This window comes from Nonomuraea sp. NPDC005501, from assembly GCF_040605905.1.
Lineage (GTDB): Bacteria > Actinomycetota > Actinomycetes > Streptosporangiales > Streptosporangiaceae > Nonomuraea.
Genome location: NZ_JBEXDT010000054.1, coordinates 14,461 through 38,583, shown reverse-complemented (window position 1 = coordinate 38,583; position 24,123 = coordinate 14,461). Strand labels below are relative to the sequence as shown.

The following is a 24,123-nucleotide window of genomic DNA, read 5'->3' as shown; positions in this document are numbered from 1 at the left end:
GTCCGTGGTCAGGGGAGGAGATCGCGCTCGCGCTGGCTGCGCCATTCGACGAGCAGCACCGTGGCGTCGTCCTGGAGGCGGTCCTGCTGGTGCTCGAGGAGTGTCTGGATGAGCCGGCGCAGCGTCTCGGGGGGCGGCACGCCGTCGGCCTCCCGGCGGACGACGAAGTCCACGAACCGCTCCAGGCCGAACACCTCCCCGCTGGGGCTGCGCGCCTCGATCACCCCGTCGGTGTAGACCAGCAGCCTGTCACCGGGTTCGAGCTGGTAGCGGGCCGGCTGGTGGATGGCACCCAGGCGGAAGCCCATCGGCGGGTCGGGGGCGGTCTCCAGCGTGGCGACCAGGCGGCCGTGGCGGAGCACCAGCGGCGGGTGGTGGCCGCGGTTGACCCAGGTGAGCAGCCCGGTGCCCATGTCCAGCGTGGCCAGGACCCCGGTGGCGAACTGGGTGCCGCCGAACTGCTCGAAGATGGCCCCGTCCACGGCCTCGCTGATGGACACGAGGTCCGCGTCCTCGCGGCGGGTGTTGCGGCAGGCGCCCACCGCGATCGTGGCGGTCAGCCCCGCGGCGGTGTCGTGCCCCATGGCGTCGAACATCGACAGGTGCAGGCTGTCGCCGGTCACCGCGTAGTCGAACGCGTCACCGCCCGCGAGATAGGCGGGTTCGAGGGCGGCGGTGACCACGACCCGGTGGGTGGCGAACGTCCGGATCGGCAGCAGCGTCCACAGCATCTCGGCCGAGAGCTGCATCGGCTGGGCGCGCACCAGCCGGGCGTACGTGTCGCTGGTGTCACGCTTGTTGGCGATGATGAGCGCGGTCAGGGCCGCGAGCTGGGAGGCCAGCCACCGGACGCGCTCGTCGTCGCGGGGCACCGTGACGACGAGCACGCCGATCCGTTCGGTGCCGTCGAGCAGCGGCAGGTACATCCGGCGCGGCTCCTGCGCGGCGGGCGCCTGCCCCGCCTCGGGCTCGGCCGCGGCCGGGCCGCTGCTGGGCCGGGTCTGGACCACGTCCAGCGAGCGGAACGCGCGCCCGGCCACGGTGGTGTCGACCCGGATGCGCTCCAACGGCGTGCCGTCCTCGTGCCGCTGGCCAGGCAGGGGGATGAGGTACTGCTGCTGGAGGTCGGCGACGTACAGGAGCACACCGGAGAAGCCCACCGGCTCGGCGTACGCGGCGACCAGGCGCGTCAGGTCCTCGAGCGTGGCGAGGTGGTGAGCGGCGACCAGGCCGCCCAGCATGCGCTCTCCGTCGTCCGGCACCCGCTCACTCCTCGTAGTCCTTGACGTCCTTTCTACCGGTGTCCTGGGGTTTTGACACTGATGTTCGCGGGCGAGGCTCGGACGGAGTCGGCCGCCGGACCAGAGGCGGCGGCGCCAAAGAAACAGCAAAGGTTGGCGGACGTGTCCTGGCGTTCCGTCTGGGGGGCCGCTGAAGATGAGATGGGGGGGTGGTTCGTCGATGAAATCGATGATGAAGGAGAGTCACGAGCTTCGCTGGGGCGGGATAGCCGGCATCGCCGCCATCGTGGTGGGGCTCATCGGCCGGCTGGTCATGGGGAACGCCCCGAGCGTCGCCGAGTCCGCGACCAGCGTCGCCGGATACCTGTTCGAGTACCGGACCCAGGTCCTGGCGGCGTCGGTGCTGTACGCGATCGCCACGATGCTGTTCCTGTGGTTCGGCGTGGCGCTGTCCACGGCGTTCCGCCGGGCCGACGACGCGAGTGACACGCCGACGCTGGTCCTGGCGGGGTACGTGCTCGTCTCCACGGTCATGTTCCTCGGAGTGTCGCTGTTCGCCGGGCTGACGTACGCCATCACCACGCACCGCGGCGCCCTGCTGGCCCTGGCGGCCGGCCCGTACACCGCGCTGACCGTGATGAGCATGATCAGCGGCATCGCGCTGGCGGCGACGTTCGCGGTGACGGCCGCCGCGATCATGCGCACGCATGTGCTGCCGATGTGGATGGCCTGGTTCGCGATCGTCGTGGCGGCGATCAAGCTGCTGACCGCGCTCGGTGTGGGCAGCACGGCGAGGGCGCTGGCCCCGGACGCGCCCCTGATGTCGCTCGTTCCGACCATACTCGTGGCGATCTGGGTACTGGTGGCGAGCTACATGCTGATCCGCGAGCACCTGCCCGTCCGGGCCGCGGGCACACGTCCGGTGATGGGGCACTGACCGGGCGCCCCGGAAGGGTGCGGCGGGCGCGGCGACGCGCCCGCCGCGGCGCGGGCGGCAAGGCGGCAAAGGCGGCAGATGCGGCGCGGGTGGGACGGAGGTCACCGGTATCGGGGGCGAAGGTCACCAGGGCGTCGTCATGACCACGATCCGGAGCATCGGCCCGTTACCGTGAGCCGAGGGAAGACATCAGGCCGTGGAGATGGAGAGCTACATGTCGGATCTCGGGACCCTCGGACGCCGGATCGCCGAGCGGCGTGAGTCGCTGGGCCTGACCCGCGAGGAGCTGGCCACAAGGGCGGGTGTGGAGGCGGCGTACATCGGCTACCTGGAGGAGCAGTCCGGCGCGGCCGCGCGCGAGACGGCCGCCAAGCTGGCCGCGGCGCTGGACGCGACCGTGCGTGAGCTGCTGGACGAGGCGCCGGCCGGTGCGGGCGCCGCGGCGCCGGGCGCGGACCTGGTGGAGCTGGACGAGAAGGAGTGCCTGCGCCTCATCTCGCCGGGCGGGGTGGGCCGCATCGCCTTCGAGGGCCGCTACGGCCTGACGGTGCTGCCGGTGAACTACCGCCTGTCCGACGTCGGCGCGATCGTCTTCCGCACGACCCCCGGCGGCACGACGGACGCCGACCTGCGCACCGGCATGAAGGGCGTCGAGTACAAGGTCGCCTTCGAGGTGGACAGCGTCGAGGAGCTGACCGGCGGCGGGTGGAGCGTGCTCGTGCAGGGCTCGCTGCACCACGTCACCGACGAGGAGGAGGCGGCGGTGGCCGCGACGGGCGTCCAGCCGTGGGCGGGCGGCGATCGCCGGCAGTACCTGCGGATCACGCCGTCGCGCGTGACGGGCCGCCGCATCACCACCGACTGACGCCCGTACCTCCGAGCCCACGCCTCGAAGCTTGACCACACTGTCCTCCGACATCGTGCTGCTCGCCGTCACCTGGTACGAGAAGCACGACCTGTCGTCCACCGACATGAACCCGTTCGTGCACGCCTTCACCCCGGCGATCGACCCGCCCTGGCAGACCCGCACCGACTTCGCCGCCTTCCACGCCATCGCCCGCGACTTCAGCGACCTGGCGAGGACCCACCTGGGCACGCGCCGGCACGTGGTGGCCGTGCCGGCTGACCGCATGGGACCAATGGCCCTCGCATCGGTGACTTCTTCCCCGGGCGCTTTCCCCCGGCCGCGACCAGGCTGGAGGTGAGAGTCCCGACGGGAGGCGATGGGCTATGGCCGGACGGATCGTGGTCGGCGTGGACGGGTCCGCGCCGTCGACGGCGGCGGTGGAATGGGCCGCCGTCGACGCGCGGCGCCGCAGGCTCGCGCTCCGCGTCGTACACGTCTGCGAGCAGTGGGGACCGCCCGCGGGCAGCACGGAGTACTGCTCCGCGATGCTGGAGACCGCCGCCGACCGGGCGCGGGCCCTCGCGCCGGACGCCGACGTGAGCAGCGGCATGCTGAGCGGCGGCGTGATCGACGCCCTCGTCGGCGAGTCGATCCTGGCGGAAAGCATGGTGCTGGGCAGCCGGGGCCTCGGCGGGTTCGCCGGGATGGTGCTCGGCTCCGTGAGCATGGCCGTGGCCGGCCACGCCGCCTGCCCGGTCGTGGTCGTGCGCGGCACCGCCGTCGTCCAGCACGGCCAGGTCGTGGTGGGCTACGACGGGTCGGAGCACTCGCAGGCCGCCATGGAGTACGCCGTCGAGCAGGCCCGCGCGCGCAACGCCCAGCTGCACGTGGTCTACGCCTGGCAGATGCCGGTCTACTCCCCGTACGCCACCGGGTACGGGGGCCTGATCCAGGACGCGTACCAGCAGGAGGTGCGCATGGCCGCCGAGCGGGTCGTGCCCTGGCGGGAGAAGAACCCCGACATACGGATCGTCGACGACCAGGTGTGCGAGCACCCGGTGTCGGCCCTGATGAAGGCGGCGCTCACCGCCGACCTCGTGGTGATCGGCTCGCGCGGGCTGGGCGGGTTCGTCTCCGCCGTGCTCGGGTCCGTCAGCCACGGCGTGCTGCACCACGTGGCATGCCCCGTCGCGGTGGTACGGCCGCGCAAGGAGCGGACATGGAGGGAACGGACATGACCACCGACCGGGACATCGCGTCCCTGACGGCCGAGCAGGTGATGAGCCGCGTGCTCGTCACCATCACGTCCGACGAGTCGCCCCTGATGGCCTGGGAGTTGATGCGCCGGGCCGGCGTGCACCACCTGCCGATCGTGGACGGGCGGCACGTGCTCGGCGTCCTGTCGCGCGAGCAGCTGGCCGCCTCCTGGTCCGGCGGGCCGTCCGAACAGTCCGTACGCCAGGTCGGCTCGATGCTGGGACGCGAGCCCCGGCCCCGGGTCGGCCCCGGCGACACGCTGCGGCGTGTCACCGGCCTCATGGTGGACGCGGGCTGCGATGCGGTGCCCGTGGTGTCCGCGCGCGGCCTCGTCGGCCTCATCACGACCAGGGACGTGCTGAACGCCGTCGCCGGCCGCACCGACGTCTCGGACGCTCCCGGGGAGGTCATCACCGGGATGTTCCGCCTGGAGCCGGTCCTCCCACCCCGGCCGTGACCGCCGGGAAGGACCCGGGTGCCGGCGTGGCCGGGGAGGGTCAGAGGCCGTGGATGCGGCGGCCCGTGACCTGGTGCGGGACGATGCGGATGTAGAGCTCGCGCTCGCCGCCCGCCCAGGGCGTGACCCCCGCCCCCGTGACCCCGGGCAGCTCCTCCTCCGTGACCAGGTGGGCGGGGCCCTGCACCAGCACGCTCCAGCCCTCGCGCCGGGCCTCGTCGATCTGGTCCACCTCGAACCCGATCTTGACCTCCACCCCCTTCACACCCGTGCGCACCGCCCGGTCCATGGGGCCGCCGTGGGCCGTGCGGAACAGGACGGCGCCCTCCAGCAGGCGATAGTTGACCGGCATCACGGCCGGCCCCTCCGGACCGCTGAAGGCCACCCGGCCGATGCCGCCCGGCGAGATCAGGCGCACGCACTCGTCGCGGCCGAGCTTCTCCAGCGTGGGTGACGCCTGGGCGGGGCCAGGGCCCGGCGGCCGGTCCGCGCCGCCGCCCAGCAGGTCGCCGGAGGTTACGCCCAGGGCCCCGGCCAGCCGGGTCAGCGCGCCGGTGGCGATCGTGTCGGGATGCTGCTCGACGTACTCGACGTAGCCGGGCGCCATCCCGGCGCGCTCGGCGAGCTGCTCGCGCGTCAGCCCGCGCTGCTCGCGGTAGTGAATGATGCGGCGTCCGAGATCGCCGGTCATGGCCGTCCCCCCTGTCGGTCACCACGCGAGCCGGCGCCCGTCGCCGTCCGCGCGGCGGCCGTGCCGGGGACGGTACCCCGCTACCCGGCGCCTGAGACATCCTCCGCCCGCCGGGCCGGGGCGCCGGGGACCTTCGGTCCGGTGCGGAGGGACGTTCGCCGCTGCCCGGCGGCGGGGGAGGGGAGGAGCGTGGGAGGAGGAAGAGAGGTGGACACCATGGCAATGGAAGTCAAGGACGTCATGGGCCGCGTGGCCATCGCCGTCCTGGAGGACGCGTCGTTCAGCGAGATCATCGGCGCGATGAAGCGGTTCGCCGTCGGGGCGGTCACCGTGATCGACGCCGAGCGGCGGCCCGTGGGCGTGGTGTCGGAGGACGACCTGCTGCTGAAGGAGAGCGACCCGCTGCGGCGCAGCGTCTCGATGTTCGAGTCGCGCAGGCAGCACCGTGATCACCACAAGGCGGCCGGGGTCACGGCGGCCCAGCTCATGAGCTCTCCGGCGATCACCGTCACCCCCGGCATGCCCCTGCGGGACGCGGCGCGGCTCATGCGCGACCGGCGCGTCAAGCAGCTCCCCGTGATCGACCCGGTCAGTGGGCGCGTCGTCGGCACCCTGCACCAGCGCGACGTGCTGCGCGTCTTCACCCGCCCGGCGGACGAGCTGCTGGCCGGCATCAGGGACCAGGTGCCGGACCTGGCGTCGTACGCGATCGAGATCGAGGACGGTGTGGTCACCGTCCGCGGCAGGTGCCGGCGCAGGTCGCAGGCCATCGCGCTGGCGGAGACCATCCGCGGCGTCGAGGGCGTGGTGGACGTCGTCTGCGAGGTGGAGCACGACCAGGAGGACGTCCTCATCGTGCCGCCGCTCCTCTGACCGGCCGCGGCGGCGTACGAGAAAAATCTTGGAAACAGGTCGCGGGGGACGCCAAGAATCCGCGGACGGCTCCGACCAAGCGGTGAAAGGCCGGCCGGTGACACACCCGGACGGCGACCACACCGGCATCAGGGAGTCTGCGCCATGCGGAAGATCCTCTACTTCGTCCACACCTCGCTCGACGGCCACATCGACGGCCCCGACGGCGAGTTCGACTGGCCGGCCGTGGGGCCGGAGCTGTTCGGCTTCTCCGACGAGCTGACCGCCCGCGTCGACACCTTCCTGTACGGGCGCGGGGTGTGGGAGGTCATGTCCGGCTACTGGCCCGACGCCGAACAGCACTCCGACGACGAGCACGACCTGAAGTTCGCCCCGATCTGGCGGGCCATCCCGAAGGTCGTCTTCTCGACCACGCTGGACAAGGCCGGCTGGAACACCCGGATCGTCAGCGCGAACCTCGCCGAGGAGGTCACCGCGCTCAAGCGGCAGCCCGGCAAGGACCTGCTGCTCCTCGGAGGTTCGGGGCTGCCGGGCGAGCTGGCGCGGCTGGGCCTGATCGACGAGTACCACGTCGTGGTGCACCCGGTCGTGCTCGGCGGCGGCCGGCCGCTGCTCCCCCTGCGGAAGGAGCGGGCCGGCCTGCGCCTGACCGGGACGCGCACGCTCGACGGCCGCACGGTCCTGCTCCAGTACGTGGCCGCCGGGTCCGAGCCGGAGGCCGGGTAGGCCGGGCGCCGCTCAGCGCCGGTCCGGCCGGCCCCGGCGGCGGGGGCGCACGGCCCCCGCCGGGACCTTCGGCCCTGCCCCGCGGTCCCCGTCCCGTGATGCGCTGGTCCCATCGCCAGCGGGAGGTATCGCCATGATCATCAGTACGGCAGAGCACAGGGAGCGCGCCATCCAGGGAGCGCTCGAAGCGGCCCGCTGGGCGCCGTCCGTGCACAACACCCAGCCCTGGAGCTTCGCCGTCTCCGGGAACGAGATCAGCCTGCGCGCCGACGTGGACCGCAAGCTGCGCCTGGGCGATCCTTCCGGCCGCGAGCTGCTCATCAGCTGCGGCGCCGCCCTGTTCACCATGTGTACGGCGCTGCGCTGCGAGGGCGTCGAGCCCGTCATACGCGTCCTGCCGGACCCCGACCGCCCCTCGCTGATCGCCACGATCACCCTGGGCGAGCCGGCCGAGCCCGACGAGCGCGTGCGCGCGATGGGGCGGCAGATCGAGCGGCGGCGCACCCACCGGGCCGGGTTCACCGACCTGCCGGTGCCCGAGCGGCTGGTGGAGGGCCTGGTCCGGGAGGCGCGGGACGAGGGGGCCAAGCTCACCCCGGTCCGCGCTCCGGTCGCGGTGGCCATCCTCGCCGCCCTCACCCAGGCCGCGCAGGGCGCGCACGCGCAGGACCGCGTCCTCACCCTGGAGGTCATCCGCTGGGCCCGCCCGCCGGGCGGCTCCCGCAGGGACGGCGTGCCCGCCGAGGGCTACCCGCGCACGGCGCCGCCCACGGACCCCGACTTCCCGCAGCGCGACTACGCCTGGCGGCACGAGTGGGGCAGCCAGGCCGATCTCAGCCGCTCCAGCTCCGTCGGCCAGGTGGCGCTGCTCACCACGACGGGCGACACCCGCGAGCAGTGGATCGCGGCGGGGCAGACCCTGCAGCGGGTGCTGCTGCACGCCTGCGCGCACGGCGTCAGCGCGGCCTTTCACACGCAGGCGCTGGAGGCGTACCACCTGCGCGAGTTCCTGAGGCACGAGCTGTGCTCCGACGAGTACCCGCAGATGATCATGCGGCTGGGCATCACGTTCGACGACAAGGAGAGCGTCCGCCGGTCGCTGCCCGAGATGCTGCAACGAGGGCCGGACCGGCCCGCCCCCGGTAGTGGGCGTTCGCGCGCCGGGGTGCGAAACTGATCGTATGACGCGCGGGGAGCACCGGCCGCTGATGCCGAACATGCGCCTGGACGAGCTCCTCGCCGAGCTCCAGGTGCGGCTCGACGCGGTGCTGAGCACCCGCGACCGCGTCCACGCCCTGCTCGAGGCCGTCGTGTCCGTCGGCAGCGACCTCGACCTGGAGACCGTGCTGCGGCGCATCGTCGAGACCGCCACCAACCTGGTCGACGCCAGCTACGGCGCGCTCGGGGTCGTCGGCGAGGAGAGCACGCTGCTCCAGTTCATCCCCGTGGGGCTGACCGAGGAGGAGATCGCCCGGATCGAGCACTGGCCCCACGGCCTCGGCCTGCTGGGCCTGCTCATCAAGGACGCCAGGCCGCTGCGGCTCGGCCGCATCTCCGACCACCCCGAGTCCTACGGGTTCCCGCCGGGCCATCCGCCGATGGGCACGTTCCTCGGCGTGCCCGTGCGGGTCCGCGACGAGGTGTTCGGCAACCTCTACCTGACCGAGAAGCGCGGCGGCGGCGACTTCGACGAGGAGGACGAGGCCATCGTCATCGCGCTGGCCACCGCCGCCGGCGTCGCCATCGAGAACGCCCGCCTGTACGAGGAGTCGCGGCGGCGCGAGACGTGGCTGGAGGCGTCGTCCGAGGTCACCACGAGCCTCCTGTCGGGGGCGGACCCGCGCAGGGTGCTCGCCATGATGGCCGCGCGGGCCCGGCAGATGACCGACGCCGACCTGGTGCAGATCCTGCTGCCCAACGACGACGCCCGCACGCTGCGGCCCGAGTTCGTCGAGGGCGACCTGCCGGACGGCGCGGCGGAGCTGAGCTTCGAGCTGACCGCCACCGCCGCCGGAGAGGTGTTCACCAGCGGCCGCGCGATCACCGCGGGCGACCTGCTCGACGACGAGTCGCCGCTGCGCGCGCTGGGCTTCGGCCCCGAGCTGCTCATGCCGTTGGGCGCCGGGCAGGCCGTGCGCGGCGTGCTCGCCCTGGCCAAGCGGTCCGGGCGGCTGCCGTTCAGTGCCTCCGAGCTGCGCATGCTGGAGGCGTTCGGCGGGCAGGCCGCGATCGCGCTGGAGCTGGCCGAGGCGCGCCGCGACGCCGAGCGCCTGGCGCTGCTGGAGGATCGCGACCGCATCGCCAAGGACCTGCACGACGTGGTCATCCAGCGGCTGTTCGCCATCGCCATGACGCTGATGAGCACCGTGCGCCTGGTGGACCGCCCCGAGGCGTCGGGGCGGCTCCAGCACGCCATCGACGAGCTGGACGAGACGATCCGGCAGATCCGCTCGACCATCTTCGCGCTGCAGAACGTTCCCGACGTGGCCGCTCCGACCCTGCGCGCCCGCGTGGTCGATCTGGTGGAGTCGGCGCGCGGCCATCTCGGCTTCATGCCGGGACTGCGGATGGAGGGTCAGCTCGACCATCGCGTGCCCGACGAGGTCGCCGACCACCTGCTGGCCGTGCTGCGCGAGGCGCTGTCCAACGTGGTGCGCCACGCCAAGGCGTCCCGGGCGGACGTGGCGGTGGAGGTGGCGGACGACCGGCTGACGCTCAGGGTCACCGACAACGGGGTGGGGATCGCGGACGGCGGGCGGCGCAGCGGCCTGCGCAACATGGAGGAACGCGCCGCCGGCCTGGGCGGCGTCTTCGAGGTCAGTTCTCCGGAGGGCGGCGGCGCCCGGCTCCGTTGGAGCGTCCCCGTATGACCTGCGGGCCGGTGACCTCCTCGTCACGGGTGATCTGACGGCCCGTCACCTGCTCCACCTCCACCACGATGTAGTGGTTGCGCTCACCCGGCGCCCAGGAGGTCAGCCGCAGCTCCGAGAGCCGCTCGATCTCGTCCGGGTCCTGCACGGCGCGGGCGTGCCCCACGGCGGTCACCGACCATCCCGTACGCCGGTCCACGTCGAAGTCGTCGGCCTCGAAGGCCACCACGGCGTGCCGCGTGGCGGCGGCCAGCTTCGAGCCCGGGCTGGTGCGGATCACCACCCTCTCCCCGTCGAGGCGGAACGTGACCGGCTGCACCGCGGGAAGGGCGCGGTCGGTGAACACGATCCGCCCGATCAGTGCGCGGGACAGCAGGCACAGGCACTCCTCGCGTGTGAGCACCCGCAGTCCGGACGTGTCGAAGGTCTGCATGACTCCAGAGTCAGTCGCGGGAGCCGCCTCTTTTAGGGTCGAAGGTCCCTTCCTCGGCGCCGATCGGCGCCGACCGACGCCGGTCTGCGCCGGTCTGGGCCGGCCTGCGGGGGTCAGTCGCGCCTGCCGGCCCGCAGGCGGGCGGCGAGCGCGGCGGCCTGGGTGCGGCGCTGCATGTTGAGCTTGGCCAGCAGGTTGGACACGTAGTTCTTGACGGTCTTCTCGGCGAGGAAGAGCCGCTCGCCGATCTGCCGGTTGGTCAGGCCCTCGCCGATGAGGTCGAGGATGTGGCGCTCCTGGTCCGAGAGCGTGGCCAGCGGGTCCTGGCGGGTGGCCTGGTCGCGCAGCCGCCGGAGCATCGTCGCGGTCGTCTGGGGGTCGAGCAGCGACTGCCCGGAGGCCACCGTGCGTACCGCGCCGACCAGGTCGGAGCCGTGGATCTGCTTGAGCACATAGCCGGACGCGCCGGCCATGACCGCGTCGAACAGCGCGTCGTCGTCGGCGTACGAGGTGAGCATCAGGCACGCCAGCTCCGGCAGCCGGGAGCGCACCTCCCGGCACACGTCCACCCCGCTGCCGTCGGGCAGGCGCACGTCCAGCACGGCCACGTCCGGCTTGAGGGCGGGGATGCGGGCGATCGCCGACTCGGCTGTGCCGGCCTCGCCGATCACCTCGATGTCGTCCTCGGACTCCAGCAGGGCGGCCACGCCCCGCCGGACCACCTCGTGATCATCGACGAGGAACACACGAATCATGGCTCCGACGCTAACCGGCGGCTCCGGCTTCCGGTAGGGCAGAAGGTCCCTGATCGTGGACACCTGTCTTTACTGACACTTTCGCCCCCTCCGCGTGTCGCGTCCGCCTCTGCGCGCGTCCCTTCGCGTGGCGGCCGGCGCGGGCGGGAAGGACCCCGAGCGCGGGCCGGGGGGAGGGCCCTGAGGGGGGAACCATGATCATCGCTGGTGTGGACGGATCACGGGCGGGGCTGGAGGCCACCGGCTGGGCGGCCGCCGAGGCGGCCCTGCGGGAGGTGCCGCTGAAGGTCGTCCACGTCCTGCCGTCGTGGGCGTGCGAGCCCCGCCCCGGCCGGTACGCCGAGGTGGCCCGGTGGATGCACGAGGGCGGCCGGACCGTGCTGGCCGCGGCCGGGGAACGCGCCCGGCGCGAGCAGCCGAAGGTCGCCGTCGAGACCGAGCTGCTGCCCGGCGACCCTCGCGCCGCCCTGGTGGAGGCGGCGGCCGGCGCCGAGCTGCTGGTCATCGGCGGCCACGGCCTCGGCGGCGTGCGGGGCATGCTCCTGGGGTCCGTGGCGTACGGCGTCGCCGGGCGCGCGCCCTGCGACGTGGTCGTGGTCCGCGACCTGCCGGCGACGCCTCGCGGCGAGGTGGTGGTGGGCGTGGACGGGTCATTCGCGACCGCCCGGGTGCTCGACGTCGCCTTCGCCGAGGCGCGGCTGCACGGGGCGAGGCTGCGGGCCGTCCACGCCTGGGTCTGGCCGCGGGCCGGCGGCTTCGACCCGGCCGACGAGGAGAGCGAGCGGGACGAGTCGGCCGCGCTGAAGGAGGCCCTCGCCGCCCGCCGGGAGCGCTTCCCGGAGGTGGCGGTGGTCGAGGAGGTCGTCCACGGACATCCGGTCGCCGTGCTCCGGCAGGCCGCCGCCGGGGCCGATCTGCTGGTCGTGGGCTCCCACGGGTACGGCACGTTCACGGGCATGGTGCTCGGCTCGGTGAGCCAGGGCATGCTGCACCACGCGCCCTGCCCCCTCGCCGTCGTCCGCATCCGCGCCTGACCGCCCGCCCGCTTCGCGCAGAGGAACTGGCTGCTGATTTCGTCGGGTTCTGGCATGTATGGGGAGAATCCGTCGCGTTGTGTGCTCTTTGCGCCGATTACGGCGGGGATCCAGAGAGACGATCTTCCTGTCGGCGGGCCGCAGTAGGATGGCGTCCGGACGCGACCCGTACGGCATTCGGATCGAAGGAGGCGCCCCCGTGAGCGAGCTGGAGCGTGTGCCGCCCGGTGTCGACCCCCGCGTCCCGAGTGTCGCCCGCGTCTACGACTACCTGCTCGGCGGCAAGGACCACCTCGCGGTGGACCGCGCCTTCGCCGACAAGCTGCTGGCCGTCGCCCCCGAGACGCGCCAGGTCGCCCGGGCCAACCGGCTCTTCCTCGTCCGCGCCGTACGCCATCTGGCCCGGCGGGGCGTGCGGCAGTTCCTCGACCTCGGCACCGGCATCCCCACCTCGCCCAGCGTCCACGAGGTCGCCCGCGAGATCGTGCCCGACTGCCGGGTCGTCTACGTCGACTACGACCCCGTCGTACGGCTCCACAGCGAGGTGCTGCTGGCCAGCTCGCCCGGCGTGGAGGCCGTCCAGGCCGACCTGCGCGAGCCCGGCGCCATCCTCGGCGACCCGCGCGTCACCCGCCTGATCGACTTCTCGCAGCCGGTCGGCGTGCTCATGGTCGGCATCCTGCACTTCATCCTCGACAGCGAGGACCCCGCCGGGATCATCGCCGACTTCCGCACGTGGATGGCGCCGGGCAGCCACCTGGTCCTCACCCACGCCATGGCCGACAGCGCCCCGGAGGCCGTCGCCCAGCTCAGCACCGCGACGGCCGGCACCCCGGCGCAGTCGGTGTTCCGCACGCGGGAGGAGGTGCTGCGGCTGGCCGAGGGGTTCGAGCTCATCGGTCCGGGCCTCGCGCCGGTCCACGAGTGGCGGATCCCGGACGACGACGAGTACGAACCGCCGATCCCGCTGCTGGAGGGCGTCCCGGCCGTCCGCATCGACGCCGCCGTGGGCCGCGTGACCTCCTCGCCGGACTCCGCGGAGCCCGCCCGCCACTGACGACGCCCTTCCCGGCGCCCGTTCCAGCCGGGATGGGCCCCAGACAGGAACGGTCGGGCCGGGTGGCTCAGCGGTCGGCGCGCAGGCTGCCCACCGGGTGCGGGCCCTCGGTCTCCAGCCGGTACTCGCGGCCCGACTTGTCGGTGTTCTCCTGGATGACCTCCTCCGACGGCGGCTTCTCGCCACCCATCACGGCCTCCTGCATCTTCTCGAACCGCTCGTGGGCGTCCTGGACGTACCCGGTGCCGAGCGTGGTGTAGTCGATCTGCGTGGCGATCAGCTCACGCAGGTACGACTTGTTCGGCTCGAACGTGACCGGCGCGGGCAGGGCCGGCGCCACGACCTCCTCGGGATCCCGGCCGTCGTGCCGCTTGAACAGCTCCGCGGCCAGGCGCAGGTGCTCCAGCTCCATGTTGAGGTGGAGCTCCCAGATGGCCTTCACCTTCGGGTCCGACTCGGTCTCCATGAACGAGTGGTACAGGTAGCACTCGTTGTACTCGTGGTTGAGCAGCATCTCCCACCAGCTCTCGCCCGGGTCGACCAGCGACTCGTAGTGGGTGACGTGCTCCTCCTCGATCAGCCCGATCTCCTGGTAGAGCCGGCGGGCGATCGGCTCCATGTAGGTGGGGCCGACGTTCATGTAGAAGTTCATGGTCTGCTGCTCGGCCGACATGATGGTCAGCGCGTGCAGCTTCGAGAGCGGCGCCGTGGAGCTTCTGTCGTACGGCTCGCGCACGTTGTCGACCGGGTCCCGGTGGTGCAGGTACGTGGGGCGGCCCGGCATCACCTCGGTGAGCTGGTCGACGATCTTCTCCGCCCTGCGGTGCTCGATCATCTCGTACAGGTTCGCGTACCGGTAGAGGTGGTCGAAGTCCTCCAGCACGCCGAACTGGTAGGCCTGCTGCAGGTACGGGTCCGGCTCCATCCGGGCCACCCAGGCGGTCAGGTCCACCGCCACCTGCTCGTACGCGATCGTGGTCTCCAGCACCGAGGCGAGACCGGGCAGCAGCCAGTTCACCGCCTTCTGCTGCTGGGCCTCGATGTAGCGGACCCGGGCGAGCTGCTGCTTGAGCTCCAGGTCCGGGCAGTGCCGGGCGAGCTGGTGACTGAACATGATCGCCTCGACCTCGATGCCGTTCATCGTGATGATGCGGCACCGGGTGTAGGGATCGGAGTGGTCGGGGTCGATCGGGGTGACGTTCAGCTCACGCCAGTTGCGGACCTGCTTGTCCAGTGGGATGCCGCGCTCCCGCAGCGGGTCGAAGGTCATGTGGTCGAGCTCCCTCGCTGTCGACGCATGAGTACGCCCCGGCCTACCCGGGACCCCCGTAGGCAACCCCACGGCCGCGTCGGCAGTCGGTCACGCGCGCCCCTCGACCGGCGGCTCGGGGCGCTCACATGACGTGCCCATCCCGGTTGTCCGGGCCGTGGTGACTGAGCGCGACGCTGGAGGGTAGCCGGACGGTGACAGTGCCACGCCCACTCCGGGAGGCTCTTCATGAACACCCCGAGTACCAAAGCGGACCGCACACCGATCCAGCGCGCCGCCCTCATCGTGGGTGCGGTGTTCCTGCTGGTCGGCGTGCTCGGCTTCATCCCGGGCATCACCACGAACTACAGCGAGATGACATTCGCCAGCCACCACTCAGGCGCGATGCTGCTGGGTGTGTTCCAGGTGTCGATCCTGCACAACATCGTCCACCTGCTCTTCGGCGTCGCCGGCATCCTGCTCTCCCGCACCTGGAACGGCGCGCGGGGCTACCTGATCGGCGGCGGCGTCATCTACCTGCTGCTGTGGATCTACGGGCTGCTCATCGCCAAGGACAGCGCCGCCAACTTCGTCCCGCTGAACACGGCCGACGACTGGCTGCACTTCATCCTCGGCGTCGGCATGATCGCGCTCGGCTTCCTGCTGGCGCGCCGCCGCGTGCTCACCAGGTGACGTCCGCGTAGTCACCCCGGCCGGGGGAGAGGCCCTCCGGCCGGCGGTCCGGCCGCGACCGCAGCCATCGCACGCTGTGCGCCGCGCACCTCAGCCGGTGTCCCGCGTACGGCACTCCACCGCCCAGCGCGGACGCCACCGCGAGCCAGGCACACGTGGCCCGCTCCAACACCCACACCGGGGCGAACAGGGACGCGCTCCACGGGAACACCCGGCGGCCACCGGCCCTGTGCCGGCCCACCTCCGCCAGGCCCACCACCAGCCCGGCCGCCACGGCCAGCGTGCCGAACCGCCGCCGGGCCAGCCCGGCGGCCACCGCCGGCAGCACCGACAGGAACACCGCCAGCCGCGCGGGCTGCGCCAGGTCGTCGTACGCCTGCCGGACCCGCTGGGACCAGAACCGCGAGGCGTCCGGCGGCAGGCGGCGCACGTACAGGCCGGGGGCGTGGTACTCCACCCCGCCGTGGGCGCGGACGGTGCGGATCAGCTCCAGGTTCTCGAACAGCACATCGCCGTCGTAGCCGCCCATCTCCCAGAAGAAGGACCGCCGCAGCCCGAACGTGCCCGGGTAGTCCGCGCCGACGGCCCGGTTCAGCAGCGTCCGGGCGGTGTCCCAGCGGGCGTGCCAGGGGAGCGGGTCGAAGTGATTCTGCGGCCTGACCAGGTCGGCCCCGGCGAGCAGGGCGTCCATCCCGGCCAGCGCCGAGGCGTCGTAGCGGACGTCGTCGTCGGCGATCACCACGTGCGGGGCGCGGGCCAGCCGCAGGCCCGTCGTCACGCCGTTCACCTTGCCGTTGGCGAACCGCAGGCCGGGATCGGGGCGCACGTGCGTCACCAGCCCGCGCCAGCGCTCCGCGTGCCGCCCGAACAGCTCGTCCCGGCTGCCGTCCACCACGATCACCCGCGCGTGCCGCGACAGCTCACGCAGGTAGCCGGTCAGCTCGTCCAGGCCGGAGTCGTCGTCCCATCGCAGGGGGAGCACGTAGTCGAGCGCCGGCCGCGACGCCGGGCCGATCGTGCCGGTCGGGCGCGTCATGCGGTGCTCGCCACCGCGCTCCCCGCGCTGTCCGTGCTCTGTTCGTGGGGTACGGGCGGGTCCAGGGACGACGCCCCGTCCCGCCAGCACGCCATGACGTGCTCCGCCCACAGCCGCTCCAGCTCCAGCGCGCAGGCCGCGCCGAACAGGATGTCCCCGGACAGCGCCGGGTCCTGCGCCGCCAGTCCCGCGCACAGGTCGTGCGCGGCGATCTGCTCGTGAACGGCGTCCGCCTGCACGTGCTCGTCGTAGAACCGGGCGGCCGTGGCGTCCCCGCCGAGCCGCCGCAGACCGTCTGCGTAGTGCCGGTTGGGCAGCGAGGACGTCATCTCCAGCGCCGCCAGGTGACCGGCTGCCGCGCCCCGCAGCCTGCGGTGCAGGCCGAACAGCGACATCGCGTTGGACACCGCCAGCGTGACGCCCGGCACCCGGCCGAGGAAGGCGCCGTAGGAGTCGTCCAGGCCGAGACCGCGCATGGTGGCCCGGAAGAGCTCCGCGTGCATGCGCTCCTTCCGGCCGCCGCCGTACTCGTCGGCCTGGATCTCCACCAGCGCCGCCTTGGGACCGCCGCGCAGCCGCGGGATCACCCACGTGTGCGGGTCGGCCTCCTTGAGGTGGTAGATGGACCGGTGCGCCACGAACTCCCTGAACTGCGCCAGCCCGGCGTGGCGCCGCAGGTGCGCCGACAGCGACGGCCCCGAGCCGGGCGCGGTCAGCTCGGTCAGCGCCGCCCGTACCTCGCCGGGCGGCACGGCCGCGGGGCGGGGCACCGCACCGGCAAGCGCCTGCTCGAAGCGCCGTTCGAGGGCGGCCCGGAAGGCGAGCAGGGACGGCTCCCACTCCCAGCGCGGATCGACGCCGTCGAAGCCCTGGTAGTGCAGCTCGTAGCAGGCGAACAGGGCGAGCTGGAGGTCGCCGTCGGCCAGGTCGGCGCCCGCCGGCCGGTGCGGGACGGCGGGAAAGCGATCGTGGTCCCCCGGCAGCGCGCACCGGAAGCGGTCCTGGTCCGCCGGCCGGGCGGCGAGGCGGTCCTGGTCCGCCGGCCGGGCGGCGAGGCGGGCGAACAGGGCCGCGGTCAGAGGTCCGCGGGGGCGGGGCAGGCGCATCACGACTCCCCGGTCAGCCGGTAGACCGACACGTGCGCCCGGCTGCCGTCGCCGAACGGCGTGCCCTCCCAGTCCGCCCAGCGCGACTCCAGCGTCATGCCGGCCAGGCGGCCCATCAGGTCCAGCTCGGCGGGCCAGGCGTAGCGATGGTTGGCCGGCAGCAGCCGCAGCCCCTCGGCCGTCATGCGGACGCGGGTCGTGTGCATCATCTGCGTGGCGGGCGACAGGCGGGCCGCCTCGGCCGTGACGGCCTCCTCCGACAGGGACAGCAGCCGCAGCGCCGACCCGTCGGCGAAGCCGGTCAGGTCCGGCACCCACGCCTCCACGACGAACCTGCCGCCCGGCTCCAGATGCCCCGCCGCGTTGCGGAAGCAGTCCACCTGCGCGTCCTGGGACGGCAGCGCGAAGATCGTGTTCGTGGTGAGGGCGACCAGGCTGAACCGGCCCTCGACCTGCGTGGCGGAGAAGTCGCCGACGGCCACGGGGATGCGGTCGCCCCCGGGCTTGCGTCTCAGCTCCGCGACCATCTCCGGCGACCCGTCGATCCCGGCCACTGTCAGCCCGCGGGCCGCCAGGGGCAGCGCGATGCGGCCCGTGCCGATCCCGAACTCCAGCACCGGCCCGCCACCGGCCAGCCGGCACAGCCGCTCGACGGCGGCCTCGGTCGGCAGGTCCCGGGCGGTGGCGTCGTAGATGTCGGCGATGCTCCGCCCGTAGGCGGAGGCGTCGAAAGCTGCCGCCATGAGACCCCCGTCCCTCACGTTTCCGCAGGTGATGCTGCCCTCGGCGATCCAGGGCAAACGCCAGGCGGAGCCACGGTGACAGGGGAACGCCCCGCGACGGGAGTCCGTCGCGGGGCGTTCACGCGCCCAGGCCCGGGCGCGGGGAAGGACCGTCCCTCAGAGGAGGGCACGGCGGTCAGCGGGCGGCGAAGTCCTGGGTCCAGTAGATCTGGCCCTTGGAGTTCTTGGCGGCGCCGACACCGATGAGCGTGTACTTGCAGTTCATGATGTTGGCCTTGTGGCCGGAGCTGTTCATCCACGCCTGGACCACCGAGGCCGGGGTCGGCTGGCCCATGGCGATGTTCTCCGCCCAGCCCGTGCCACCGGTGAAGCCGGCGCCGCGGATGCGGTCCATGAAGCTGCGGCCGTCCTTGGAGGTGTGGCTGAAGTAGTCCTGCTCCGCCATGTCGGCCGAGTGGCCGAACGCGGCCTTGCGCAGCTGCGGGTCGTGCTTGAGTGGCTGGCAGCCGCCCTTGGCCCGCTCGGCGTTGGTCAGCCGGACGACCTCGTTCTCGTCCGCGGTGCCGACCGTGCCGGACGTCGCGGTGGAGGTGGGGGTCGGGGTCCTGGTGGCGGTCGGGGTCGGGGTGGCGGTCCTCGTGGGCCTCGGGGACGGCGTGGTGCTCGTCGTCGGCACCGAGGTCGAGGTCGAGGTCGGCGTCGGGGTCGGCTTGGTCGAGGAGGTGGCGGTGGGCGTCGGGGTCGCGCCGGGGGAGCAGGTGAGCTTGACCGCCTGGGACTTGCCGGCGTGGCCGCGATAGTCGGTGGCCGTGGCGTAGTAGGTGCCGGGCACGCACGGCATCGCGACGGTGACGCGGCTGACCCGGCCCCGCGCGGCGGCGCTCTTGACGACCCGGTCGTCTCCCGGCACGGCGCGCAGGATGCGGACGCGGACCAGCCCGGGACGGGTGCACTCCAGCCGGGCGGCGGAGGCCTGGATCCGGCCGGCGGCGGTGAGGGCGGGCTGGTTCACGGTCAGCCGGCAGGCGGCCAGGGTCGCCGACTCGGCGTGAGCGGTGGCCACGGGCGCGGACAGGGCCGCGACGCTGACGAGGCCGGCGAGTACCCCTAGGGGTCTACGCATATGGGGTTTCCCTCCAGTTTTGCGGTAAGGCTGGATGGACTCCGCATTCTGTCGGCATCTGACACCTGTGTCATGAACTTTCAGATATTCGCTGGACGCAAGGGGTGAAAGTGACTGGCGGGGATGGTCGGCGGCGCGGTGCCCGGCGGCCTACGATGTGATCGTGACCAGCAGCCCCCGGCGCGAGGCACGCGCGGCCTCCCGTGGCGGCGCCGTCCCCAGCATCCGCGACGTCGCCGCCGCCGCGGGCGTGTCCCACCAGACCGTCTCCCGGGTCCTCAACGACTCGCCCCGGGTGAGCGCGGACACCCGCGCCACCGTGCTCGCGGCCATCGACCGGCTCGGGTTCCGCCCCAACCGCGCCGCGCGCGCCCTCGGCCTCGGCCGCGCCCACGGCGTGACCGTCGTCATGTCCGACACCATGCTGTACGGCTACGCCTCGACGCTGCAGGGCATCGAGGAGGCGGCCCGGGTGGAGGGCATGGCCGTGGGGGTGCGGGTGGTCGAGTCGGAGGCGCCCGGCGACGTCAAGCAGACCGTCGACTACGTCAGCGACCCCAGCGCGGGGGCCGTGGTGGTCATCGCGTTCGACCCGTCCGGCGCGGCGGTGCTGGAGGCGCTGCCCCGGCACATCCCCGCGGTCGCCGCCACCGAGCCGGCCGCCCCCGACACGGGCCGGGTCGCCATCGCCCTGGACGATCGCGGCGCCGCCGCCGAGGCCACCGGCCACCTGCTCGGGCTCGGGCACCGTACCGTCCACCACGTCGCGATCCCCTCGGAGGGCCGCTCCGGCGGGCGGCACACCGGCTGGCACGACGCGCTGCGGCAGGCGGGCGCGCCGGTGCCGGCCGTGATCGACTGCGGCTGGGACGTCGCCGGCGCCTACCAGGCCGGACGGCGCCTGGCGGCGGACCCGGAGGTGACGGCCGTGCTGTGCGGCAACGACGACATCGCCCAGGGCGTACGCCGGGCCCTGTACGACGCGGGCAGGGACGTGCCCGGGGACGTGAGCATCGTCGGCTTCGACGACATCCCCGGCTCGGCCTACTGGACGCCGGCGCTGACGACGGTGCGGATGGACTTCGCGGGGCTGGGCAAGGCGTGCTTCCGCGCCGCGGTGGCCGAACTCCTGGCCCAACCCCAGCCGACCCTCACACTGACCCCGCCCCGCCTGATCATCCGCGAGTCCACGGCCCCGCCACGCCCGCTCCGCTGACCGGCGCCACCGGTAGCCCCTGACCCGCGACCACGGGCCCCCTGCGCCTCCCCCGCCGCCGCCTCCCCCCTTCCGCCTCCTCCGCCGCTCCGCCGCCTCCGCGTCCGGAGCCGCTGCGGGCCTCGGAAACGCGGTGGTAACAATCCGGCAAAGAAGGGTTCCTCTTTGTTCGTGTTACCGCTCACACTTACGCCACGGAGTGATGTGACCGGTCACATGGACCGTATCCGAGGAGATGTGTGATGCCCGCTGACGTGATCCAGACCTTGCGCTGGGGCCATGACGCCCTGACGGCGGTGGTGGAGATCCACCCCGACCGGGCGGTGGCGTTGCGGCGGCTGGCGCCGGGCGGGGCGGCCGGGCCCGCGGGGGCTCCGGCGCAGCCGCTGGTGGAGGTGCTGCTCCCGGGGGCAGGCCGGGCGCGGGCGTCGCAGCGGTTGTCGGAGACCGCCGTGGGCTGCCGCCTGAGGTATGCGGGGGCCGAGCAGTCCCGCGAGGGCGGCTGGCACGTGCTGCGGCTCGCGATGCGCGACGACGCCTCCGGCCTGGCCGCCGAGCTGACGCTCCGCTCGTACGAGGGCGTGTCAGCCTGCCAGGCCCAGGTCCGGGTGACCAACCAGGGGACGGCCCCGGTGCTGCTGCTGGCCGTCACCACGTTCGCGGCGGGCTTCCTGGGCCGCCACGCCGGCGACCTCGACGTCCTGTACGCCGACAGCGAGTGGCTGGGGGAGAGCCGCTGGACCCGGCGCCCCCTCGGCGAGCTGGTCCCGGCCCTGGGACTGGAGGGCCACGGTCAGCACGGCCGGGGCGCGTTCGCGCTGACCAGCTCGGGCACCTGGTCGAGCGGCCGGCACGTGCCGATGGGCGGCCTGGTGGACCGGGGCACCGGCCAGACGTGGGTGTGGCAGATCGAGCACAACGGCGCGTGGCGCTGGGAGACGGGCGCGCGGCAGGACGGCGTGTACGTCGCCGTGAGCGGACCCACCGACCTCGACCACCAGTGGAGCCAGACCCTGGCCCCCGGCGAGTCGTTCACCACGGTCCCCGTCTCGGTGGCCGTCGCGGCGGGGAACGGCGCCGGCCTGGAGGAGCGGGACCCGCTGGAGGAGGCGGTCGCCGCGCTGACCGCGCACCGCCGCGCGCTGCGCCGCCCGCACCCCGACCGCGACACGTTGCCCGTCGTCTTCAACGACTACATGAACACCCTCATGGGCGACCCCACCACCGCCAGGCTGCTCCCGCTGGTCGAGGCCGCCGCCTCCGCCGGCGCCGAGGTCTTCTGCGTGGACGCCGGCTGGTACGACGAGGACGGCGGCTGGTGGGACAGCGTCGGCGCCTGGCGGCCGTCCCGGACCCGGTTCCCGGGCGGCGTCGAGGAGGTGCTCGGGCACATCCGGGCCCACGGCATGACGCCCGGCCTGTGGCTGGAGCCGGAGGTGATCGGCGTGCGCAGCCCGATGGCCGACGAGCTGCCCAAGGAGGCGTTCCTGCAGCGCGGCGGCGAGCGGTTGGCCGAGCACGGCCGCTACCACCTGGACCTGCGCCACCCCGCCGCCGTCGAGCACCTCGACGGCGTGGTGGACCGGCTGGTGGGGGAGCTGGGCGTCGGCTACTTGAAGCTCGACTACAACATCAACCCGGGCGCGGGCACCGACGTGGACGCCACCAGCGCCGGCGCGGGCCTGCTCGCCCACAACCGCGCCCACCTGGCCTGGATCGACGGCGTCCTGGACCGGCATCCGGGGCTGGTGCTGGAGAACTGCGCGTCGGGCGCGATGCGGATGGACTTCGCGATGCTGTCGCGGCTGAACCTCCAGTCCACCAGCGACCAGGAGGACTTCCTGCGCTACCCGCCGATCGCCGTGGCCGCGCCGCTGGCGATGACACCCGAGCAGGCGGCCAACTGGGCGTACCCGCAGCCGGACATGACGGACGAGGAGGTCGCGTTCACGATGTGCACCGGCATCCTCGGCCGGCTCTACCTGTCGGGCCACCTGGACGCGATGGGCCCGGAGCGGCTCGCGCTCGTGAGCGAGGGGGTGCGGCTGCACCAGGCGCTACGGGCCGACCTGGTCGCGTCGGCGCCCTGCTGGCCGCTCGGGCTGCCCGGCTGGGAGGATCCGTGGCTGGCGCTGGGCCTGCGCGCCGGCGACGTCACGCACGTCGGCGTCTGGCGGAGGCCGGGCGCGGACGAGGGCGCCGTCCTGTCGTTCCCGCACCTCGCCGGCCGGCGGGTCGAGGTGCGGATCGCCTACCCCCGCCAGGCGACGGGCTGGGAGCACTCCTGGAACCCCGCGACCGGCGAGCTGACCCTGACCTGCGCGGTCGCCGCCCCGACCGCCCGCGTCCTGGAACTCCGCGAGCCCTCTTCTCAGTAAGACCCCATCTGCCCCCCAATGGGATTGTCCGGCACGATAGTGGCGGACACGGACAAAGGAACCACACCGTGAAACTGGCACCGCGCGTCACCACCGCCGCCACCGTCGCGGCCACCGCACTGCTCGCCCTCACCGCGTGCAGCGATCCCGCCTCCGGGCCCGCGCCCGCGGCGGGCGCGACCGCTGCGGCCTGGCCCTCCCCGACGGGCCGGCTCGACGGGGTCACCCTCACCATCTGGGCCGCGCAGAACAGCACCACCGTCCCCGAGCAGGTGACGGCCGCCTTCTCCAAGGCCACCGGCGCCAAGGTCGACGTCGTCACCATCCCCGACCCGTACGAGCAGGGCGTGCAGACCAAGGTGGCCACCGGCGACAAGCCCGACCTGGCCTTCTGGCAACCCACCGCGTCCATGCTGACCGCCCTGAACGCCCGCGCCAACCTCCAGCCCCTCGATGACGCCCCCTGGCTGCCGTCGCTGTCGCCCGAACTGCGAGACATCACGGGACTGCTGGACAAGACCCGCTACGCCGCGCTCGTCACCAGCCCGGCCGTCGAGGGCGTCTACTACAACAAGGAGGTCTTCGCCGCGGCCGGCGTCAAGGAGACGCCGAAGAGCTTCGACGAGATGCTCCAGGTCGCGCGCACGCTCAAGGACAAGGGCGTCACCCCCTTCTTCGAGATGGCCGGCGACAAGTGGGCGACCCAGTGGTGGGTGCAGGTCCAGCTCGCCGACGCCGCCCGCGACGGCCTCTGGGACCGGGTCAACACCGGCAAGGAGACGTTCGAGGACAAGACCATCCTGGACGCGATCAAGAAGTACAAGGCGTTGATCGGCGAGGGACTGTTCAACCCCGACATCAAGACCGCCACCTTCGAGGACCAGGGCGCGGCGCTGCTGTCCGGCAAGGCGGCCATGGCCGTCCAGGTCAACTCGTTCTTCGGCCAGCTCCAGGCCAAGGCCGACACGGCGACGCTGGACAAGAAGATCGGCTTCTTCCCGATCTCCCCGTCCGGCAACGTCGGCACCTTCATCCCCGACCAGTCCAACGCCCTGGTCGCGTTCAGGACCGGCGACGCCAAGCGCGAGGCCGCCGCCCGCCAGCTCCTCGCGTACTGGATGGGCCCCGGCTACCAGGAGTTCGTCACCGCGCGCAAGACCGTGTCGCTGAAGACCGACGTGCCCACCCCGGCCGGCGTGCCGCAGGCGCTGCTCGACGTGCACAAGTCGCTGGGCGGCGCGGTCGGCTCGATGCAGGCGCTCGCCGTGGCCAACCCCGACCTGTACCTCAACCTGGCCGACATGATCACCGGCAGCCTCACGCCCGAGCAGGTGGCGGCGGCCACGCAGAAGCAGTTCGCCCAGCTCGCCAAGGCGGCCGGCGCCTCCGGCTTCTGACCCC

23 protein-coding genes and 1 pseudogene are annotated in these 24,123 nt (G+C 73.1%); 15 read left to right on the top strand and 9 right to left on the bottom strand.

Annotated elements, in window-relative coordinates; genetic code table 11:
* Positions 1–8: 8 nt before the first annotated feature.
* Positions 9–1,262: a GAF domain-containing SpoIIE family protein phosphatase gene (locus ABZS51_RS24865; protein ID WP_355445349.1), complete on the bottom strand. Its 1,254-nt coding sequence runs from the start codon at positions 1,260–1,262 to the stop codon at positions 9–11.
* 199 nt (positions 1,263–1,461) lie between these two features.
* On the opposite strand from ABZS51_RS24865, the gene ABZS51_RS24860 reads away from it, so the two are divergent.
* The 5 genes and pseudogenes from ABZS51_RS24860 to ABZS51_RS24840 all read left to right on the top strand — a co-directional run bounded on the left by ABZS51_RS24860 (position 1,462) and on the right by ABZS51_RS24840 (position 4,739).
* On the top strand, positions 1,462–2,178 hold the full coding sequence (locus ABZS51_RS24860) for a hypothetical protein (RefSeq protein WP_310712656.1): 717 nt from the start codon (positions 1,462–1,464) through the stop codon (positions 2,176–2,178).
* Between the two features lie 214 nt (positions 2,179–2,392).
* Entirely contained in the window at positions 2,393–3,043 is a 651-nt protein-coding gene (locus ABZS51_RS24855; RefSeq protein WP_355445346.1) for a pyridoxamine 5'-phosphate oxidase family protein, read from the top strand.
* A 34-nt stretch (positions 3,044–3,077) separates the two neighbouring features.
* A pseudogene (locus tag ABZS51_RS24850) lies at positions 3,078–3,293 on the top strand (molybdopterin-dependent oxidoreductase); the annotation flags it as partial.
* A gap of 115 nt (positions 3,294–3,408) precedes the next feature.
* On the top strand, positions 3,409–4,263 hold the full coding sequence (locus ABZS51_RS24845; RefSeq protein WP_355445343.1) for a universal stress protein: 855 nt from the start codon (positions 3,409–3,411) through the stop codon (positions 4,261–4,263).
* Positions 4,245–4,739 (top strand): CBS domain-containing protein, encoded by a 495-nt coding sequence (locus ABZS51_RS24840; protein ID WP_355445340.1) that lies wholly within the window; start codon positions 4,245–4,247, stop codon positions 4,737–4,739. Before ABZS51_RS24845 ends, ABZS51_RS24840 begins: the two co-directional genes overlap by 19 nt.
* A gap of 40 nt (positions 4,740–4,779) precedes the next feature.
* Here ABZS51_RS24840 and ABZS51_RS24835 read toward each other — a convergent pair whose 3' ends face one another.
* A complete protein-coding gene (locus ABZS51_RS24835; protein WP_355445338.1) occupies positions 4,780–5,430 on the bottom strand; it encodes a pyridoxamine 5'-phosphate oxidase family protein in 651 nt (216 codons plus the stop codon).
* 216 nt (positions 5,431–5,646) lie between these two features.
* Here ABZS51_RS24835 and ABZS51_RS24830 point away from each other — a divergent pair, with 216 nt between their 5' ends.
* The 4 genes from ABZS51_RS24830 (at position 5,647) to ABZS51_RS24815 (ending at position 9,899) form a co-directional block, all read left to right on the top strand.
* Positions 5,647–6,303 carry a CBS domain-containing protein gene (locus ABZS51_RS24830; protein ID WP_355445335.1) on the top strand — a complete coding sequence of 219 codons (657 nt, stop codon included), beginning with the start codon at positions 5,647–5,649 and terminating at the stop codon, positions 6,301–6,303.
* A 144-nt stretch (positions 6,304–6,447) separates the two neighbouring features.
* Positions 6,448–7,029: a dihydrofolate reductase family protein gene (locus ABZS51_RS24825; protein WP_355445332.1), complete on the top strand. Its 582-nt coding sequence runs from the start codon at positions 6,448–6,450 to the stop codon at positions 7,027–7,029.
* Between the two features lie 133 nt (positions 7,030–7,162).
* Positions 7,163–8,206: a hypothetical protein gene (locus ABZS51_RS24820; protein WP_355445329.1), complete on the top strand. Its 1,044-nt coding sequence runs from the start codon at positions 7,163–7,165 to the stop codon at positions 8,204–8,206.
* Between the two features lie 4 nt (positions 8,207–8,210).
* A complete protein-coding gene (locus tag ABZS51_RS24815) occupies positions 8,211–9,899 on the top strand; it encodes a GAF domain-containing sensor histidine kinase (RefSeq protein ID WP_355445326.1) in 1,689 nt (562 codons plus the stop codon).
* On the opposite strand, the gene ABZS51_RS24810 is transcribed toward ABZS51_RS24815, so the two are convergent.
* Complete coding sequence (locus ABZS51_RS24810; protein WP_355445323.1) at positions 9,847–10,332, bottom strand: pyridoxamine 5'-phosphate oxidase family protein; 486 nt, start codon at positions 10,330–10,332, stop codon at positions 9,847–9,849. The two genes, ABZS51_RS24815 and ABZS51_RS24810, sit on opposite strands and share 53 nt — an antisense overlap.
* 113 nt (positions 10,333–10,445) lie before the next feature.
* Positions 10,446–11,087 carry a response regulator transcription factor gene (locus tag ABZS51_RS24805; RefSeq protein ID WP_355445320.1) on the bottom strand — a complete coding sequence of 214 codons (642 nt, stop codon included), beginning with the start codon at positions 11,085–11,087 and terminating at the stop codon, positions 10,446–10,448.
* 209 nt (positions 11,088–11,296) lie between these two features.
* On the opposite strand from ABZS51_RS24805, the gene ABZS51_RS24800 reads away from it, so the two are divergent.
* Positions 11,297–12,121 (top strand): universal stress protein, encoded by an 825-nt coding sequence (locus tag ABZS51_RS24800; RefSeq protein WP_355445317.1) that lies wholly within the window; start codon positions 11,297–11,299, stop codon positions 12,119–12,121.
* Between the two features lie 199 nt (positions 12,122–12,320).
* Positions 12,321–13,178 carry an SAM-dependent methyltransferase gene (locus ABZS51_RS24795; protein ID WP_355445314.1) on the top strand — a complete coding sequence of 286 codons (858 nt, stop codon included), beginning with the start codon at positions 12,321–12,323 and terminating at the stop codon, positions 13,176–13,178.
* Between the two features lie 67 nt (positions 13,179–13,245).
* Here the strand turns inward: ABZS51_RS24795 and ABZS51_RS24790 are convergent, their stop codons facing one another.
* On the bottom strand, positions 13,246–14,448 hold the full coding sequence (locus tag ABZS51_RS24790) for a hypothetical protein (protein ID WP_355445311.1): 1,203 nt from the start codon (positions 14,446–14,448) through the stop codon (positions 13,246–13,248).
* 228 nt (positions 14,449–14,676) lie between these two features.
* Between ABZS51_RS24790 and ABZS51_RS24785 the strand changes: the two genes are divergently transcribed.
* Positions 14,677–15,120 carry a DUF4383 domain-containing protein gene (locus tag ABZS51_RS24785; RefSeq protein ID WP_355445308.1) on the top strand — a complete coding sequence of 148 codons (444 nt, stop codon included), beginning with the start codon at positions 14,677–14,679 and terminating at the stop codon, positions 15,118–15,120.
* Here ABZS51_RS24785 and ABZS51_RS24780 read toward each other — a convergent pair.
* The 4 genes from ABZS51_RS24780 to ABZS51_RS24765 all read right to left on the bottom strand — a co-directional run bounded on the left by ABZS51_RS24780 (position 15,110) and on the right by ABZS51_RS24765 (position 19,128).
* Positions 15,110–16,156 carry a glycosyltransferase family 2 protein gene (locus tag ABZS51_RS24780; RefSeq protein WP_355445305.1) on the bottom strand — a complete coding sequence of 349 codons (1,047 nt, stop codon included), beginning with the start codon at positions 16,154–16,156 and terminating at the stop codon, positions 15,110–15,112. The two genes, ABZS51_RS24785 and ABZS51_RS24780, sit on opposite strands and share 11 nt — an antisense overlap.
* Positions 16,153–17,262, bottom strand: coding sequence for an iron-containing redox enzyme family protein (locus tag ABZS51_RS24775; RefSeq protein ID WP_355445303.1), 1,110 nt, complete (start codon positions 17,260–17,262; stop codon positions 16,153–16,155). Before ABZS51_RS24775 ends, ABZS51_RS24780 begins: the two co-directional genes overlap by 4 nt.
* Positions 17,262–18,005: a class I SAM-dependent methyltransferase gene (locus tag ABZS51_RS24770; protein ID WP_355445300.1), complete on the bottom strand. Its 744-nt coding sequence runs from the start codon at positions 18,003–18,005 to the stop codon at positions 17,262–17,264. The genes ABZS51_RS24775 and ABZS51_RS24770 overlap by 1 nt, the downstream gene beginning before the upstream one ends.
* 175 nt (positions 18,006–18,180) lie before the next feature.
* Positions 18,181–19,128, bottom strand: a complete 948-nt coding sequence (locus ABZS51_RS24765) for a CAP domain-containing protein (RefSeq protein WP_355445297.1) — start codon at positions 19,126–19,128, stop codon at positions 18,181–18,183.
* A gap of 163 nt (positions 19,129–19,291) precedes the next feature.
* On the opposite strand from ABZS51_RS24765, the gene ABZS51_RS24760 reads away from it, so the two are divergent.
* From ABZS51_RS24760 to ABZS51_RS24750, 3 genes are all read left to right on the top strand, one after another.
* Positions 19,292–20,344 (top strand): LacI family DNA-binding transcriptional regulator, encoded by a 1,053-nt coding sequence (locus tag ABZS51_RS24760; protein WP_355445294.1) that lies wholly within the window; start codon positions 19,292–19,294, stop codon positions 20,342–20,344.
* A gap of 242 nt (positions 20,345–20,586) precedes the next feature.
* On the top strand, positions 20,587–22,722 hold the full coding sequence (locus tag ABZS51_RS24755) for an alpha-galactosidase (RefSeq protein WP_355445292.1): 2,136 nt from the start codon (positions 20,587–20,589) through the stop codon (positions 22,720–22,722).
* Between the two features lie 68 nt (positions 22,723–22,790).
* Entirely contained in the window at positions 22,791–24,119 is a 1,329-nt protein-coding gene (locus ABZS51_RS24750) for an extracellular solute-binding protein (RefSeq protein WP_355445289.1), read from the top strand.
* Positions 24,120–24,123 lie beyond the last annotated feature (4 nt).

Coding starts and splice junctions, on each gene's coding strand:
- ABZS51_RS24860 (WP_310712656.1), top strand. CDS start 1,462: ATGAAATCGATGATGAAGGAGAGTCACGAGCTTCGCTGGGGCGGGATA.
- ABZS51_RS24855 (WP_355445346.1), top strand. CDS start 2,393: ATGTCGGATCTCGGGACCCTCGGACGCCGGATCGCCGAGCGGCGTGAG.
- ABZS51_RS24845 (WP_355445343.1), top strand. CDS start 3,409: ATGGCCGGACGGATCGTGGTCGGCGTGGACGGGTCCGCGCCGTCGACG.
- ABZS51_RS24840 (WP_355445340.1), top strand. CDS start 4,245: ATGGAGGGAACGGACATGACCACCGACCGGGACATCGCGTCCCTGACG.
- ABZS51_RS24835 (WP_355445338.1), bottom strand. CDS start 5,430: ATGACCGGCGATCTCGGACGCCGCATCATTCACTACCGCGAGCAGCGC.
- ABZS51_RS24830 (WP_355445335.1), top strand. CDS start 5,647: ATGGCAATGGAAGTCAAGGACGTCATGGGCCGCGTGGCCATCGCCGTC.
- ABZS51_RS24825 (WP_355445332.1), top strand. CDS start 6,448: ATGCGGAAGATCCTCTACTTCGTCCACACCTCGCTCGACGGCCACATC.
- ABZS51_RS24820 (WP_355445329.1), top strand. CDS start 7,163: ATGATCATCAGTACGGCAGAGCACAGGGAGCGCGCCATCCAGGGAGCG.
- ABZS51_RS24815 (WP_355445326.1), top strand. CDS start 8,211: ATGACGCGCGGGGAGCACCGGCCGCTGATGCCGAACATGCGCCTGGAC.
- ABZS51_RS24810 (WP_355445323.1), bottom strand. CDS start 10,332: ATGCAGACCTTCGACACGTCCGGACTGCGGGTGCTCACACGCGAGGAG.
- ABZS51_RS24805 (WP_355445320.1), bottom strand. CDS start 11,087: ATGATTCGTGTGTTCCTCGTCGATGATCACGAGGTGGTCCGGCGGGGC.
- ABZS51_RS24790 (WP_355445311.1), bottom strand. CDS start 14,448: ATGACCTTCGACCCGCTGCGGGAGCGCGGCATCCCACTGGACAAGCAG.
- ABZS51_RS24785 (WP_355445308.1), top strand. CDS start 14,677: ATGAACACCCCGAGTACCAAAGCGGACCGCACACCGATCCAGCGCGCC.
- ABZS51_RS24780 (WP_355445305.1), bottom strand. CDS start 16,156: ATGACGCGCCCGACCGGCACGATCGGCCCGGCGTCGCGGCCGGCGCTC.
- ABZS51_RS24775 (WP_355445303.1), bottom strand. CDS start 17,262: ATGCGCCTGCCCCGCCCCCGCGGACCTCTGACCGCGGCCCTGTTCGCC.
- ABZS51_RS24770 (WP_355445300.1), bottom strand. CDS start 18,005: ATGGCGGCAGCTTTCGACGCCTCCGCCTACGGGCGGAGCATCGCCGAC.
- ABZS51_RS24765 (WP_355445297.1), bottom strand. CDS start 19,128: ATGCGTAGACCCCTAGGGGTACTCGCCGGCCTCGTCAGCGTCGCGGCC.
- ABZS51_RS24755 (WP_355445292.1), top strand. CDS start 20,587: ATGCCCGCTGACGTGATCCAGACCTTGCGCTGGGGCCATGACGCCCTG.